Raw genomic sequence first — 14,763 nt, forward strand, 5'->3', positions numbered from 1 at the left:
GCGCGAATCGCGGGGGTGGTCGCCCCCGTAGGGAAGGGGAGCGGGATGAACGACCTCGAAGCCGCGGCGGGCGATCTGGCCGGATGGGCCGCCGAGATGGAACGCAAGGCACAGACCTACCAGGAGCTGCACGGCCGGATGGCCGCGGTGTCGATCACCGAAACCTCGGCCGACCGGCGCGTCTCGGTGACCGTGGACGCCAACGGCGTCACCACCGCGATCACCCTCGCGCCCGCGCTGCGCGGCGCCGACCCGGCCGCGATCGCCGGCGAACTCATGGCCTGCACCCGCCGCGCGCAGGCCCGCCTCCGCGCCCGGGTGACCGAACTCGTGCACGACACCCTCGGCACCGACTCGGTCGGGGAGACCATCGTCGGCCAGTACGCCGAACGCTTCCCCGACCCGGCCGACCTCGAGGCGCCGCCCACGCCTCCCGCAACGCCCACCCCGCCGGCCTTCCCGGTCGCCCCGCCCGCCCCGGCCCCCGGCACCCGGGCCCCCGGCCGCGACCACGCCGTCACCCCCGAGGAACCCTCCGAGGACGACCTGTACTTCCGCCGCCGGTCCTGGCTCGAGTGACCGCGCGCCGGGCCCGGCGAACTCCCGGGAACCGGATCGGGCCCGGCCGCGTCCAACCAGAGCGAGTGCATCGAGACCGTGCCGTCCGGCCGGTGTCCGGAGCGAGGAGGAGGTCACCTGTGAGTTGTCCTGTCGTGAACGTGAAGCCGGACGCGATCCGGACGCACGCGAGTGCGGTCGACGAGGTGTCGGGCGGGGTGGCGAAGGCACGGGAGGCGGCGGGCTACCTGGCGAACGCCGACGACGGCTACGGGCTCCTGGTGAAGCCGTACGCGGTCACCACCCTCGGCTCCCTGCACGACGAGATCACCAGCGCGCTCGACGAACTCGACACCCTGACCGCCGAGATGCCCGGCAAGCTCCGCACCGCCGCCGACGGCTTCGAGACCTGCGACACGACCCGCGCGGGCGACCTCGCGGGCAAGCAGGCCGAGATCGAGAAGAGCGTGTGACCATGGCCGACGGACCCAACGCGGTGGGGCGGTTCCTCAACGAGTCCATGCCGCCACTGCCCGGCACGATCGATACGTTCGACGACGCGGAGGCACCCGACAACGACCTGCTCTCCGACGGAACGAACTACCGCGACACCTACTACCAGGAGGGCAACCCGCTCCTGTCGAACGTGGGCCGGATGTCGACCGGGGACGACGGCTCCCTCGACTCCGGCATCCTGTCGGGCACCCTGTTCGGCGACACCGCCGAGGCGGGACACGGCCTGTACAAGGCGTTCTCGTCGGACAGCTCGATCATGGACAAGGTCGACGCGATCAAGAGCGCCGCGGGCGCCGCGGGCGACCTGAGTTCGGCCGCCTCCACCATCGGCAAGGCCATCAAGGGTACGACCACCCTCGGCAAGTTCGATCCGTTCAACCTGCTCGGCGCCCAGCTGATGAGCTGGATGCTCGAGCACGTCGAGCCGATGCGCAAGGCGCTGGACTCCATCACCGGCAACCCGGACATGGTCAAGGCGTACTCGACCTCCTGGGAGAAGATCGCCGAGCACCTCGAGAACACCGCCGCCGCCTGGGCGGCCGCGCTGGACACCGGCATGGGCGAATGGACTGGGGCCGCCGCCGACGCCTACAAGGCGAAGGCCACCGAACTCACCGGCAAGATCGCCGAGAAATCGGCTGTCGCGCAGGTGCTCTCGGAATGCAACGACGCGATGTCGGGCATCGTGGAGACCGTCCGCGACATCGTGGTCGAGATCCTGAGCAACCTGGCGGGGATGCTGGCGGAGATGACCGCCCTCCTGATCGCCTCCGCGGGCACCGCGACACCGGCACTGATCGCGCGGGCGCTGGCCGACATCTCCGTCGCGACCATGACGGTCTCGCAGATGCTCGTCAAACTGTCGAAGGCGTTGATCGACACCAAGACGCTCGCGCAGAGCGCGGTGAGCATCATCCGCGGCGTCACCGAGGTCGAGACGGCGAAATGAACATTGTGATCACCCTGCGCGCGATCCGGTGAAACGACCGGATCCGGTGGCACACTGGCGCCCATGACCGATACGGACTGGGCAGGCGTCGACCGCTACATCGTGGACACCCTCATCGGTGGGGACGGCGCGCCGGCGCTGGCCGCCAACGCCGAGGCGGGGCTGCCTGCCATCGATGTGTCCCCGCCGCAGGGCAAGCTGCTGCACCTGCTGGCGCGGTCGGCCGGTGCGCGCCGGGTGCTCGAGATCGGCACGCTCGGCGGGTACAGCACGGAGTGGCTGGCCAGGGCGGTCGGCGAGGACGGCCGCGTGGTCACGCTGGAGTTCGAGCCGCGCCACGCGAAGGTGGCCAGGGAGAACCTGGACCGGGCCGGGGTCGGCGAGCGGGTCGACATCCGCGTCGGCGCGGCCCTGGACACCCTGCCGGAGGTCGCCGAGGATTCGGCCGAGCCGTTCGATCTGGTGTTCATCGATGCCGACAAGGTCAACAACGCGAACTACGTCCAGTGGGCGTTGCGGCTGACGCGGCCGGGGTCGGTGATCATCGTGGACAACGTGGTGCGCGGCGGCGCGCTGGCCGACGAGCGGTCCGAGGATCCGAACGTGCGCGCGAGCCGGGAGCTGGTCGAGTTGCTGGCCGCCGAGCCGGGGCTGGACGCCACGGTCGTGCAGACCGTGGGGTCCAAGGGCTGGGACGGCTTCGCCTACGCGGTGGTCAACGGCCCGGCGCGCTGACCGGGTGGCTCGGGCGCGGCCGACGCGCCGGGCGCCGCGCGCGGCGAGGTCGAGGACGCGGGCCGTGATGTGCGGCGCCGGCCGATTTCAGCGGGCGCCCGCGTGCAGCAGCACCTTGCCGTTGCGGCCGGGCCGCTCGGTGGCCGCCGCGGCCTCTGCCGCCTCGTCGAGGGGGTACTCGGCGGCCACGGCCATGCGCAGGGTGCCGGTCGCGGCGAGCCCGAGCAGTTCGGTGACCAGCCGGACACGGGTGCCCGCGTCGATCTCCGCGCCCCGCTGCTGGCCCCAGAAGCCCTTCACCACGGCCTGTTTGAAGATCAGCGCGCCGGTGTCGAGTTCCAGGGGACGGCCCGAGAGGGCGCCGAAGGAGATCAGTTCGCCCTTGGGCGCCAGCAGCGCCAGCAGGTCCGCGCCCGCCGTCCCGCTCACCTGGTCGACGGCCCGCACGACGGGGGCCCCGCCGGTGATTCCGGCGGCCTCGTCGCGCCAGCCGGGCGCGGAGGTGTCGACGACCGACGGATGACCCAGCTCGGTGAGTGCCCGCGCCGCGGCCTCGTCGCGGACCAGGCTCAGCACCCGCACGCCGCGCTGCCGGGCGAAGAGGTTGAGCAGCCGGCCGACGGCGCCGTTGGCGGCGTTCACGGCGATCCAGTCGCCCGCCGCGACTCCGAGGTCGTCGAGCAGCAGCAGCGTGCTCAGCGGCATGGCCAGCAGCTGGCAGGCGGTCTCGTCGGGCACGGCGGGCGGCAGCGGCACCACCTGGTCGGCGCGGGCGAGGAAGAACTCGGCCCACGCTGCCCTGGCACCCGGCACCGCGACCCGCTGGCCCGCCGCGACCGTGTCGACGCCGGGGCCGACCGCTTCGACGACCCCGGCCGCCTCGGTGCCGGGGATCGCGGGCAGGGGTGGTCGATAGCCGTACACGCCGCGGACGATGGCCAGGTCGTGATTGTGGATCGGTGACAGGGTCATCGCGACCCGCACCTCGCCCGGACCGGGCTCGGGGACCGGCCGCTGCGCGAGCCGCAGCACCTCGGCCGGCTCGCCGAACCGTTCGATGACAACCGCCCGCATGACGCCTCCTGCTCCGGGGTTTCGGTAAGAAAACGCACGAGCTGTGACCGCGTCACCATTCTGGCACCGGCGGCGGGCGGGATCCGCGCGGGGTCAGTCGCGCGCCGCCCGCGCCGCGAAGCCGTCGCACAGTGCCTCCAGGCCGAGGAACAGCAGTTCCTCGGAGGTGAGCTCGCTCACCCCGGCGCCGAGCAGGTCGGCCAGCGGCGCGGGGACCGGGAACTGCGGATCGCCCTCGAGGATGCTGCGCAACCCGTTGCCGTCTTCGATCGAGACGTCGTTGCCCGGCAGCAGGGTGCCCGACACGTGCGGCAGCGTCGCGCCGGAGATGTAGTTCCAGACCGAGAAGGCCATGGTGGTCGCCTCGCGAGCGGTGACGTCGAGTTCGCGCAGCCCCTCGACGAGCCAGGCCAGCGAGGCCAGGCTCTGCGGGCCGAAGCTGTAGCGGGGGATGGCGAAGGTCAGCAGGACCCAGGGGTGCTGCTGGTAGAGCTGCCAGTCGACCTCGGCGGCGATGCGTACCCGGTCCCGCCAGGTCCAGCCGCGGCCCTCGGCCGGGGGGTAGGGGTGCCTGCCCGCGATCTCGTCGGTCATGGCCGCGATCAGTTCGTCCTTGTTCGCGATGTGCCGGTACAGCGACATGGTGCCGACGCCGAGCCGTTCGGCCAGCCTGCGCATGGACAGCGCCGCCAGCCCGTCGGCGTCGGCCAGTGCGACGGCCGCGTCGACGATGGCGGCGCGGGTGAGTCGGTGCTCGCTCATGGAACTCGTTTCCTCTTTCGCCGATCGATGCGTACACTGTACCCGAATCATGCGTACGGTGTACGCGAATGCGGAAGACGGAAGGCAGCAGCGACGATGACGAAGCTCGACACGGCGCCGGTCGTACACACCGGCGGCAGGCGCGCCTGGCTGGGACTCGGCGTGCTGCTGCTGCCGGTCCTGCTGGTGTCGATGGACATCTCGGTGCTGTTCCTCGCCATGCCCACCCTCACCACCGACCTGGACCCGACCGCCTCCCAGCAGCTGTGGATCCTCGACATCTACGGGTTCCTGCTCGCCGGACTGCTCATCACCATGGGCAACATCGGCGACCGGGTCGGCAGGCGCAACATCCTGCTGGCCGGCGCCGCGGTGTTCGGCCTCGCCTCGGTGCTCGCGGCGTTCGCGCCCACGGCCGGGGTGCTCGTCGCCGCCCGAGCCCTGATGGGCATCGGCGGCGCGACCCTGCTGCCGTCCAGCCTCGCCCTGATCTCGAGCCTGTTCCCCGACCCGCGCGAACGCGGCACCGCGATCGGCGTCTGGACCGCGTTCTTCGCCGGCGGTTCGGCGGTCGGGCCGGTCATCGGCGGCTTGCTGCTGCACCACTTCTGGTGGGGGTCGGTGTTCCTGATCAACATCCCCGTGCTGGCCGTGCTGCTGCTCTTCGGCCCGATGCTGCTGCCCGAGCACCGCTCGAGCGCGCTCGGCCCGATCGACCTGCCCAGCGTGGCGCTGTCCATCGGCGGCATCCTGCCGGTGGTCTACGGCATCAAGCACATCGCGGCCGAAGGGTTCGACTGGCTCTCGCTGCTCGTCGCCGTCGCGGGCGCGATCGTCCTCGTGCTGTTCGTGCGCAGGCAGCGGCAGCTGAGCGAACCGCTGCTCGACCTGACACTGTTCGCCCGGCCGCTGTTCCGGGTGGCCATCGGCGCGAGCACCGTCGGCATGATGTCGCTGGCGGCGATGAGCTACCTCACCAGCATCTACCTGCAGTCGGTCACCGGCCGTGACCCGTTGCAGGCGGCCCTGTTCGGCATCCCCATGGCCATCGCGGTGTTCGTGTTCTCCATGGGCGGCGCCCGGGTGGGCAGGCGCCTCGGCGTGCGCGCCACCTTCGTGCTGGCGCTCACGCTGTCCGCGGTGGGCAACCTGATGCTGCTCGGCGTCGGTGTCGACGGGGGAGTGGGCTGGTACCTCGCCGGGTCGGCGGTGGCGGGTGTCGGCTACGGCCTGTCGTTCACCCTGGTCTCCGACGTCGCGGTGTCGGCGGTCCCGCCCGAACGCGCCGGGTCGGCGGTCGGCATCTCCGAGACCAGCTTCGAACTCGGCAACGCCCTCGGCCTCGCCCTGCTCGGTTCCCTCGCGGCGCTGATCTTCCGCTCCGGCGGCGACTTCGGCGACACGCTCGGCGAGACCCTCGCCCACACCGACGATCCGGCGCTGGCCCACGCCGCCGACGAGTCCTTCGTCACCGGGATGCACTGGGCGACCACCACCGGCGCCGTCCTGCTGCTGGCCATGGCCGCCGTCGCCTGGGTCAGCGCCCGCGCGCGCCGCGACTGACGGGGCGATGGTCCGCCACGCGGACGGCGTCGCGCGGGCCGAGCGCATAGGATCGTCGGATGCGTGGAGACGGGTCAGGAGGGTTGGCGGTGCTGCTGGCGCTGGCCGACTCGCGATTGCCGATCGGCGGCCACGTCCACTCCGGGGGTGTCGAGGAGGCGGTGGTCTCCGGGCTCGTGCGGAACGCGGCCGGCGTGGAGGCGTACCTGGCACGGCGGGTACGGACCTCGGGGCTGGTCGCGGCGTCGCTGGCCGCCGCGGTCTGTGACGGCGCCCTGAGCGCGGAGCGCGCCGACCTCGAGGCCGACGCGCGCACGCCGTCGCCCGCCGCGCGGGCCGCGTCCCGGGCACAGGGGCGCGGGCTGCTGCGGCTCGGCAGGCAGCTCTGGCCGCACGCGGACTGGCCGGAGCACGGTACCCGGCCCCATCTGTCGACGGTGTTCGGCGTGGCCGGGCGCGCGTGCGAGACGCGGGCGCGCGACCTCGCCGGCGTCGTCGTCTACACCACGCTCACCGGCGCCGCGACCGCCGCGCAACGCCTGCTCGCGCTGGATCCGGCGACCGTCGCCGCGGCCACCTTCCGGCTGGCGCCGCTGTGCGACGAGATCGCCGCCGACGCGGTCACCGGACTCGCCGCGCTGTCGGACCCGCTGCAGGACGTCCTCGCCGAACGGCACCTCGACCGCGACATGCCCCTGTTCGCCTCCTGATCCGAAAGGACCACCATGCCACCGCATCTCCTCGACGGGCAGCCCCACGACCACGCCCACGACCGGCCCAAGCGGCAGCGCACCCCCGGCGAGGCGCTGCGCATCGGCATCGGCGGGCCGGTCGGCTCGGGCAAGACCGCGCTGGTCGCGGCCCTGTGCAGGCAGCTGCGCGACGAGCTGTCCCTCGCCGTGCTGACCAACGACATCTACACCACCGAGGACGCCGACTTCCTGCGCCGCCACGCGGTCCTGCCGGACGAGCGCATCACCGCCGTACAGACCGGCGGCTGCCCGCACACCGCCATCCGGGACGACATCACCGCCAATCTCGACGCCATCGACGACCTCGTCGAGGCCAACCCGCCGCTCGATCTCGTCCTCGTCGAGTCCGGCGGCGACAACCTCACCGCCACGTTCTCCTCCGGCCTGATCGACGTGCAGATCTTCGTCGTCGACGTGGCGGGCGGGGACAAGGTGCCGCGCAAGGGCGGGCCGGGCGTGACCTTCTCGGATCTGCTCGTGGTCAACAAGACCGACCTCGCCCCGCTGGTCGGCGCCGACCTGGGGGTCATGGAACGCGACGCCGCCAAGGTGCGCGAGGGCCGCCCCACCGCGCTGATCTCGCTCACCGACGACCCCGCCGCCACGCCGGTGCTCGCCTGGGTCCGCGAGCAGCTGCGCCTGATCGCCGAGCAGGACGCGGCCGCCGGCGTTGCGCACTGAGCTCCGCCTGGACGCCGCGCCCGGCAGGCTGACCCGGATCGAGGCCGTCGGCGGCCTGGCCGCCCGGCACACCGGCCCCGAGACCGTCCATCTCATCGGCACGGCGGCCACGCCCCTGGGCGGCGACGAACTCGACATCACCGTCGTCGTCCGCCCGGGTGCCCGGCTGACGGTCCGCTCGGTCGCGGCGACACTGGCCCTGCCCGGCCGCCACGCGCTGTTGTCCACGGCCCGCTGGACCGTGGAGGTGGGCGAGAACGCGACGCTGGACTTCGATCCCGAACCCATCGTCGTCGCGGGCGGGGCCGCTCATCACGCCGTCACCGTCGTCCGGCTCGCCCCCGGCGCCACCCTGCGCCTGCGCGAACGCGTCCAGATCGGCCGCACCGGCGAGGACGAGGGCACCTGGCGCGGCGACCTCGTCGCCGACCTGGCCGATCTGCCCCTGCTGCGCCACCGCCTCGCCCTGGGCGCGCGGACCGCGACCGACGACACGCTGACCGCGCCCCGTGCCCTCGACAGCGAACTGCGCTACCCCGACGACCGCCCCGCCCGCACCGACGGCCTCGCCACCGCCCGCCTGCCCCTGGCGGCCGGCGGCTCCCTGACCACCACCCTCACCGCCCGCCTCGCGGCCGCGCCGAGCGGACCCGCGCTCTCCGCCGACGACGCGGCGGACCGTCCGCGCCTGTCCGCTCCCGCGTCCCGGTAGGCCCGGGCCGGTTCACCGCGGGCCCGCCCGTATCGCGGTGTCCCCGAGACCGGGCCGGGTCGGGCGGGCAACGCGCGTCGTCGGCCTGTCCCTCGCCGACGCCGTGCGCGAGCCGACCTCCGCGCCGCGCGGCACAGACTGAGGGCAGGGCTCGGATCGGGATCGGGCGGCGCCTGGACGGGAAGGGCCCGGCGGTGGTGACCGCCGGGCCCCGAACCCTCACGTGACGTTGTCACACCGCGGCGGGAACCTCCGCGCGCGGCGGGGTGGCGAAACCGGCTGCCGCCCCGACCGCGGCACCGATCCCGGCGCCGACGATCGTCGCGGGTACCGAGACCGCCATGTAGCCGACCATGCCGCCCAGGATCGGGCCCGCGACCAGGCCGACGGGCAGCAGCGGGATCCCCGCGACCAGGCCCGCGACCGCGCCCATGGTGCTCGCGGCCATGGCCAGCGGGATCGCCACGGTGGACCCGACCGCGGCGCCGCGGGCGGCGCTGCCCAGGGTCTGCCCGGCGATCAGGTCCGAACGGCTGCGCTCGAGCCCGACCGAGTCGAGGAAGGTGGCCAGGTTCGCCTCGGTGGTGGCCGCGGCGTCGTTGATCTGCACCGACGTGTCGTACGGGACGAAATCGGGCACCGCGATCTGCTGGTCGCCGAAGCGGAACTGGCCCGGCGGCGGCAGGATCGGCGGCACCGGCGCGGTGGCCGTCGGCGCGTGCAGCGGGCCGACCGGGGACAGGTAGTCGGTCTCCGGGCCGGAGCGCGACCACTGCAGGGAGCTGCGGGTGTTGGCCGGCATCGCCTGGCCCACATACGGTGTCGCGTTCGGCGCCACCGCGTCGAACTCCGGGCCCGCCGGCTGATCGGGCTGCGTGACCGCCGCCCGATCGGGGTCGGCGTTCGCGGTGCCCGTGCCGATCAGCGCCAGGACCAGCGGCACGGCGCCCGCCGCGACCACGGAACCGACCTTCTGCCGTTGGAGATTCGGTGCTCTGTGCTTCCCCGTCGCCATAGATCACCTTTCGTCCGGGGGTGGTCAGACATATGACGATCCACATTCGGACCTGCGGCGGCAACGGATGGGTGCGAACCGTGTCCACCTCGGATTTCGCGGTCCCGAAACGGCGAAGGCCGCCCGGCGCACGCGCCGGACGGCCTTCGGGGAGAACGGGATCAGCCCGCCCCGCCGAGCTGCTTGGGCGCCCTGCGCGGGACGCCGAGCGCGGCCGCGAGCTGGTCGGCGTCCTGGTCGTCGGCATTGACGGCCTCCACCGCCAGCCGGGCGAACACCCACTGCTCGGTGGCCGCCATCTGGCCCCGGTTGCGGCCGAGGAAGGACACGAACCAGCCGATCACCGTGACGATGCGGCTGCGGTAGCCGACCAGGTAGTACAGATGCAGGCCCAGCCACGCCAGCCACGCCAGGAATCCGCTGAACTCGATCTTGCCGATCTGGCACACCGCGTCGAAGCGCGAGATGGTGGCCATCGAGCCCTTGTTGAAGTACTTGAACGGCTTGCGCTCCTCGGGCTTCTGGCCCTTGAGCCCGGCCTTGATCGCCTTGGCGGCGTAGGTCGACCCCTGGATCGCGCCCTGGGCCTGGCCCGGCACGTCCGGCACCGACATGAGGTCGCCGACGACGAAGACGTTGGGGTGCCCCTTGACCGTGAGGTCGGGCTCGACGATGACCCGGCCCGCCCGGTCGACCTGGGTGCCGTCGGAGCGCTCGGCGATCATCTTGCCCAGCGGGCTGGCCTGCACGCCGGCCGACCACACCTTGCACGCGGACTCGATCCGCCGGGTGCTGCCGTCGGCGTCCTTGACCACGACGCCGTAGGCGTCGACGTCGGTCACCATGGCGTTGAGCTGGATCTCCACGCCCATCTTGGTCAGCCGCTTGGCCGCCTTGCCGCCGAGCTTGGGGCCCATCGGGCCGAGCACCGCGCCGGCGCCCTCGAGCAGGATGACCCGGGCGTCACGCGGGTCGATGTTGCGGAAGGTGCCCTCGAGGGTGCGGTCGGCGAGCTCGGCGATCTGGCCCGCCAGCTCGACACCGGTGGGGCCCGCGCCGACCACGACGAAGGTCAGCAGCCGGTCGCGCTCCTCCTGGGTCTTGGCGAGCTCGGCCTGCTCGAACGCGCCGAGGATGCGGGCGCGTAGCTCGAGCGCGTCGTCGATGGTCTTCATGCCGGGGGCGAAGGTGGCGAACTGGTCGTTGCCGAAATAGGACTGCTGGGCGCCGGTCGCGACGATGAGGCTGTCGTAGTGGGTGACGGTGTCCATGTTGAGCAGCCGCGAGGTGACCGTCTGGTTGGCCAGGTCGACGTCGACGACCTCGCCCATGAGGACCTGCGCGTTCTTCTGGTTGCGCAGGACGAGGCGCGTGGCCGGGGCGATCTCACCGGTGGACAGGATGCCGGTGGCCACCTGGTAGAGCAGCGGCTGGAACAGGTGCGTCGACGTCTTGGAGATGAGCGTGACGTCGACGTCGGCCCGGCGCAGATGTTTGGTGCCGAACAGGCCGCCGAAACCGGAACCGATCACCACCACGTGGTGACGACGGTTTCCGACAGACTGAGAGTTCATCGTCGCGCTCCTCGACAGACCGGGGGCTGGCCCCGCAATGTGTTGACAGGGTTACCGTAGTCGGCCCCGGAACGGACGTCGCCACGAGATCCCGGTTCCGATCTTGGTGTGGTGCGTTGTCTCACCGGTACCGGAGCGGGGCGGTGAGCGCCGCGCTCCGGCCGGACGATGTACCCGATCGAGAATACGGGACGAATCGGCTAACGGCCCGCCAGCAGAATCTCGGCGATGCGGGTGTCGGTGGCCGCGCCCTCGGTGTAGCCGCCGTCGGCGCCGAGGGCGCTCATGATCGCCAGGGTGTAGCGCTCACCCGGTCCCGCGAAGCCGACCGAGTTGACGACCCAGCCGTCGTTCTCGTTCGACCAGCCGTTCTTCAGGCCGGGCTGCATACTCGCGCCCGCGCCCCACACGCCCCAGTGCTGGTTGGCGTCGACGTGGCGCATGCGGTCGAGCAGGTAGGCCTTGTCGTCGGGGTGCATGGTGTCGAGGATGTGGTTCATCAGCCGGTCCAGGTCGGCGGCGGTGCACTTCTGGAACGACCAGTCCGGGAACAGCGCGGTCGCGGTCGGCTGCGGGACCAGCGAGGTCATGCCGTAGGCGCGGAAGGCGTTGTTGTAGGCCATCCGGTCGAGGCCGATGTACTTGTTCCACAGGATGTCGGCGGCGGTGTCGTTGGACGTGGCCAGCATGGACTCGAGGTTGGTGCGGTCGTCGGGGGTGAGTCCGATGGCGCCGTTGCGGGCGCGGTTGAGCACGTCGGCGGCGATGGCGAGCTTGAGGGTGGAGGCGGTCCACACGGGGTTCTCGGCGTGCTCGCTCGCGTAGACGCCGCCGGAGACGCGGTCGCGCAGCACGAAGCCGACCACCCCGGGCCTGCTCGACAGGTAGGAATTGACGCGCGCGATCCGCGAACTCATGTCGCAGTCGAACCCGGGCAGGCACGCCTGGGTCAGCACCGGCACCGCCTGGGCGGGCGCGGTGAGGGCGGGGACGGCGGCCGGGGTCAGGACGGCCGCGGCGGCGAGGAGACAGGCGGTAGCTGTCACCCGGCCGGAGACCCGGGAGGAGTCGGAACGATCACGCACGAGGGACCACCTTGGCACACTGTCGGCCGCGGCGCACTACTTGAGGTTGCCGCCCGAGTGTGTTAGTGCCTTGTGTCCCAGTGGTTTCCGCAGGTCTAGTGGTGCGCCGCGTGGGGGGTCGCGATCGTGCAGCCGTTGAGACGATGGCAGTGCTCGAAGGCCTCGCCGTGCCGCGCCAGCGGCCAGGTGTGCAGGACGACGCCGGGCCCGTACCGGCGCGAGTTCACCAGTTCCCACCGGTCGCCGGCCCGGCGGACGACGAAGCCGCCGCGCGGAACCAGGGGAATCACCTGCGCATTCATGGATGCGTCCAGCCTTTCGCCTATCATTGCTGCTCCACCCCGGAAAGCCCAGCTTGGCACGGCCGGGCGCGCGCGCCCGGGAGGCGGGGCGCGAATGCGTTCTGGTGTGGCGTAATTCACTGTTCGTGGGTCCGGGCGTGGCGGGGTCGCCGGATTGCGCGTCGGTCGCTGGGCGTATAAACGACGGATGCCGCTGCACCTCCATCGCGCCGATCGCGCCGACGCGCTGGCCGACGGAGTGGGCGCGCTGCTGGCGGTGCCGCAGGCCGACCCGTTCGCCGCCGAGGTCGTCGCGGTGCCCGCCAAAGGTGTCGAGCGCTGGCTGGCCCAGCGACTCGCGGGGCGGCTCGGCGTGTCCGGCCACGGCGACGGGGTGGCCGCCAACATCGCCTTCCCCTCCCCGCAGGCCCTGGTCGCCGACGTGCTGGCCGCGGCGGGCGCGATCGACCCGGCCGAGGATCCGTGGGCGGGCGAGCGGGTGGTGTGGTCCCTGCTGCGGGTCATCGACGGGGCCGCGGGACAGGACTGGGCGGCGGTGCTCGACCGGCACCTCGGCCTGCCCGGCGGCGGGCACCGGCAGGGTCGCCGCTACGCGACCGCCGCCCGGCTGGCCGCGCTCTTCGACAGCTACGGCGCCCAGCGCCCGCAGCTGCTGCGCGACTGGGCGGCCGGGGCCGACACCGACGGCGCGGGCGGGCCGGTCCCGCCCGACTTGTCCTGGCAGCCACGGCTTTTCCGGCTCCTGCGCGAGGCCGTCGGCACGCAGGCGCCCGCCGAGCGGCTCGGCGCGACCTGCGCGCGCCTGCGCGCCGAACCCGGCCTCACCGACCTGCCCTCGCGCCTGTCGCTGTTCGGCGTGACCCGGCTGCCCGAGGACCAGCGCGCGGTGCTCGCGGCCCTGGCCGCGCACCGCGACGTCCACCTGTGGGCGACCCATCCCAGCCCGGCGATGTGGACCGCCCTGACCCCGCCGCCCGGCGCCGCCGCGCCCGGCGCGCGCGCCCGCGCCGACGACGACAGCGCCGCCTCGGTGACCCACCCGCTGCTCGCCGGTCTCGGCCGCGACGTCCGGGAGTTCCAGCAGCGGATACAGCCCGTCCTCGACTCCGACGAACTCCTGCCCGCGCCCCCGGGTCCCGCCGCGCCGACCCTGCTGGCCACGGTGCAGGCGGCCCTGCGCGGCGACCGCGCGCCGGCGGTCGTCGACCCCGCCGTGCTCGCCGACGGCACGGTGCAGGTGCACGCCTGCCACGGCCCGGCCCGCCAGGTGGAGGTCCTGCGCGACCTGCTGCTGCACGTGTTCGCGCGCGATCCGCTGCTGCAACCCCGCGATGTCGTGGTGATGTGCCCCGATGTCGAGGCGTTCGCCCCGCTGGTGCGCGCCGCGTTCGGGCAGCGCGGGCCCGGCGCGCTCGACGCGCCCACCGAGGGCGAGCACCCGGCGCACCGGCTGCGGGTGCGGCTGGCCGATCGCGGGCGCGCGGTCACCAACCCGCTGCTCGCGGTCGTCGGCGAGCTGCTGGAGCTGGCCGACGGGCGGGTCACCGTCACCCAGGTGCTCGACCTGGCCGCGAGCGAGACCGTGCGCCGCCGCTGCGGATTCGACGACGACGCCCTGGAACGGCTGCGCGGCTGGGCCGCCGAGTCCGGCGCGCGGTGGGGGATCGGGCAGCGTCAGCGCGAGGCGTTCGGGCTCGGCGACTTCCCCCAGAACACCCTCAACGGCGCGGTCGACCGCATCCTGCTCGGCGTCACGGCCGACGAGACCGCCGACGACTGGCTCGACCTGGTCCTGCCCCTCGACGACGTCGACTCCAACGACATCGACCTGGCGGGCCGGTTCGCCGAGTTCGTCGACCGGCTGGCGGTCTGCCTGCGCGACCTGCGCGGTCCGCGCCCGGCGGCCGAGTGGACCACCGTGCTGCTGCGGTCGCTGGACCTGCTCACCGACGTCCCCGTCACCCAGAGCTGGGTGCGGGCGGAGGCGCGGCGCGAGATCGTGGCCGCCACCGAACACGCGGGCACGGTGCCGCTGCGCCTCGACGACGTCGCCGCGCTGCTGGCGGCCCGCCTCGGCGCCCGGGCGGGCCGGGCCAACTTCCGCACCGGCGAACTCACCGTCTGCACCCTGGTGCCCATGCGGTCGGTGCCGCACCGCGTCGTCGTCCTGCTCGGGCTGGACGACGAGGTGTTCCCGCGCGCAGGCGGCGCCGACGGCGACGATCTCACCGCGCGGACCCCGCTCGTCGGCGAACGCGATCCGCGCAGCGAGGACCGCCAGCTGCTCCTGGACGCCGTGCTCGCCGCGGGGGATCAGCTCATCGTGCTCTACACGGGGGCCGACCCGGTCACCGGCGCGCCCCGCCCACCCGCGGTCCCGGTCGCCGAGCTGCTCGACGTGCTGGCCGCGCACGCGGGGCCCGGCGGCCGCGGCGCCTGCCACACGCGGCATCCGCTGCAGTCCTTCGACCGCCGCAATTTCGAT

15 protein-coding genes are annotated in these 14,763 nt (G+C 73.1%); 9 read left to right on the forward strand and 6 right to left on the reverse strand.

Annotated features, from left to right (window positions below):
- Positions 1 to 45: 45 nt before the first annotated feature.
- The 4 genes from ON36_RS11650 (at position 46) to ON36_RS11665 (ending at position 2,758) form a co-directional block, all read left to right on the forward strand.
- Entirely contained in the window at positions 46 to 579 is a 534-nt protein-coding gene (locus ON36_RS11650) for a YbaB/EbfC family nucleoid-associated protein (RefSeq protein WP_052313879.1), read from the forward strand.
- Positions 580 to 698: 119 nt separating this feature from the next.
- Positions 699 to 1,031: a type VII secretion target gene (locus tag ON36_RS34685; protein WP_157224848.1), complete on the forward strand. Its 333-nt coding sequence runs from the start codon at positions 699 to 701 to the stop codon at positions 1,029 to 1,031.
- Between the two features lie 2 nt (positions 1,032 to 1,033).
- Positions 1,034 to 2,023: a WXG100-like domain-containing protein gene (locus ON36_RS32685; protein WP_052313880.1), complete on the forward strand. Its 990-nt coding sequence runs from the start codon at positions 1,034 to 1,036 to the stop codon at positions 2,021 to 2,023.
- A gap of 63 nt (positions 2,024 to 2,086) precedes the next feature.
- Entirely contained in the window at positions 2,087 to 2,758 is a 672-nt protein-coding gene (locus ON36_RS11665; protein ID WP_043651288.1) for an O-methyltransferase, read from the forward strand.
- Between the two features lie 87 nt (positions 2,759 to 2,845).
- Here ON36_RS11665 and ON36_RS11670 read toward each other — a convergent pair whose 3' ends face one another.
- Together ON36_RS11670 and ON36_RS11675 are read right to left on the reverse strand one after the other, a co-directional pair.
- A complete protein-coding gene (locus ON36_RS11670) occupies positions 2,846 to 3,832 on the reverse strand; it encodes an alcohol dehydrogenase catalytic domain-containing protein (protein WP_043651291.1) in 987 nt (328 codons plus the stop codon).
- Between the two features lie 93 nt (positions 3,833 to 3,925).
- Positions 3,926 to 4,594, reverse strand: coding sequence for a TetR/AcrR family transcriptional regulator (locus ON36_RS11675; protein ID WP_043651294.1), 669 nt, complete (start codon positions 4,592 to 4,594; stop codon positions 3,926 to 3,928).
- Between the two features lie 96 nt (positions 4,595 to 4,690).
- Between ON36_RS11675 and ON36_RS11680 the strand changes: the two genes are divergently transcribed.
- The 4 genes from ON36_RS11680 to ON36_RS11695 are packed head-to-tail and all read left to right on the forward strand — an operon-like array spanning position 4,691 to position 8,302.
- Positions 4,691 to 6,157, forward strand: coding sequence for an MFS transporter (locus tag ON36_RS11680; protein ID WP_043651296.1), 1,467 nt, complete (start codon positions 4,691 to 4,693; stop codon positions 6,155 to 6,157).
- Between the two features lie 59 nt (positions 6,158 to 6,216).
- Positions 6,217 to 6,867, forward strand: a complete 651-nt coding sequence (locus ON36_RS11685) for an urease accessory protein UreF (RefSeq protein WP_043651299.1) — start codon at positions 6,217 to 6,219, stop codon at positions 6,865 to 6,867.
- A gap of 15 nt (positions 6,868 to 6,882) precedes the next feature.
- Positions 6,883 to 7,590: an urease accessory protein UreG gene (gene ureG / locus ON36_RS11690; RefSeq protein ID WP_043651302.1), complete on the forward strand. Its 708-nt coding sequence runs from the start codon at positions 6,883 to 6,885 to the stop codon at positions 7,588 to 7,590.
- Positions 7,580 to 8,302 carry an urease accessory protein UreD gene (locus ON36_RS11695; protein ID WP_052313881.1) on the forward strand — a complete coding sequence of 241 codons (723 nt, stop codon included), beginning with the start codon at positions 7,580 to 7,582 and terminating at the stop codon, positions 8,300 to 8,302. The genes ureG and ON36_RS11695 overlap by 11 nt, the downstream gene beginning before the upstream one ends.
- Before the next feature lie 232 nt (positions 8,303 to 8,534).
- Here ON36_RS11695 and ON36_RS11700 read toward each other — a convergent pair whose 3' ends face one another.
- The 4 genes from ON36_RS11700 to ON36_RS11715 all read right to left on the reverse strand — a co-directional run bounded on the left by ON36_RS11700 (position 8,535) and on the right by ON36_RS11715 (position 12,278).
- Positions 8,535 to 9,317 (reverse strand): hypothetical protein, encoded by a 783-nt coding sequence (locus ON36_RS11700; RefSeq protein ID WP_043651304.1) that lies wholly within the window; start codon positions 9,315 to 9,317, stop codon positions 8,535 to 8,537.
- A gap of 161 nt (positions 9,318 to 9,478) precedes the next feature.
- A complete protein-coding gene (locus tag ON36_RS11705) occupies positions 9,479 to 10,891 on the reverse strand; it encodes an NAD(P)/FAD-dependent oxidoreductase (protein WP_043651306.1) in 1,413 nt (470 codons plus the stop codon).
- A gap of 200 nt (positions 10,892 to 11,091) precedes the next feature.
- Positions 11,092 to 11,976 (reverse strand): serine hydrolase, encoded by an 885-nt coding sequence (locus ON36_RS11710; RefSeq protein WP_245558043.1) that lies wholly within the window; start codon positions 11,974 to 11,976, stop codon positions 11,092 to 11,094.
- Between the two features lie 95 nt (positions 11,977 to 12,071).
- Positions 12,072 to 12,278 carry a hypothetical protein gene (locus tag ON36_RS11715; protein ID WP_043651309.1) on the reverse strand — a complete coding sequence of 69 codons (207 nt, stop codon included), beginning with the start codon at positions 12,276 to 12,278 and terminating at the stop codon, positions 12,072 to 12,074.
- Between the two features lie 187 nt (positions 12,279 to 12,465).
- Here ON36_RS11715 and recC point away from each other — a divergent pair.
- Positions 12,466 to 14,763, forward strand: a 2,298-nt coding sequence (recC, locus tag ON36_RS11720) for an exodeoxyribonuclease V subunit gamma (protein ID WP_043651311.1), incomplete at its 3' end; no start/stop codon positions are given.

Source organism: Nocardia thailandica NBRC 100428 (assembly GCF_000308795.1).
GTDB classification, from domain to species: Bacteria; Actinomycetota; Actinomycetes; order Mycobacteriales; family Mycobacteriaceae; genus Nocardia; species Nocardia thailandica.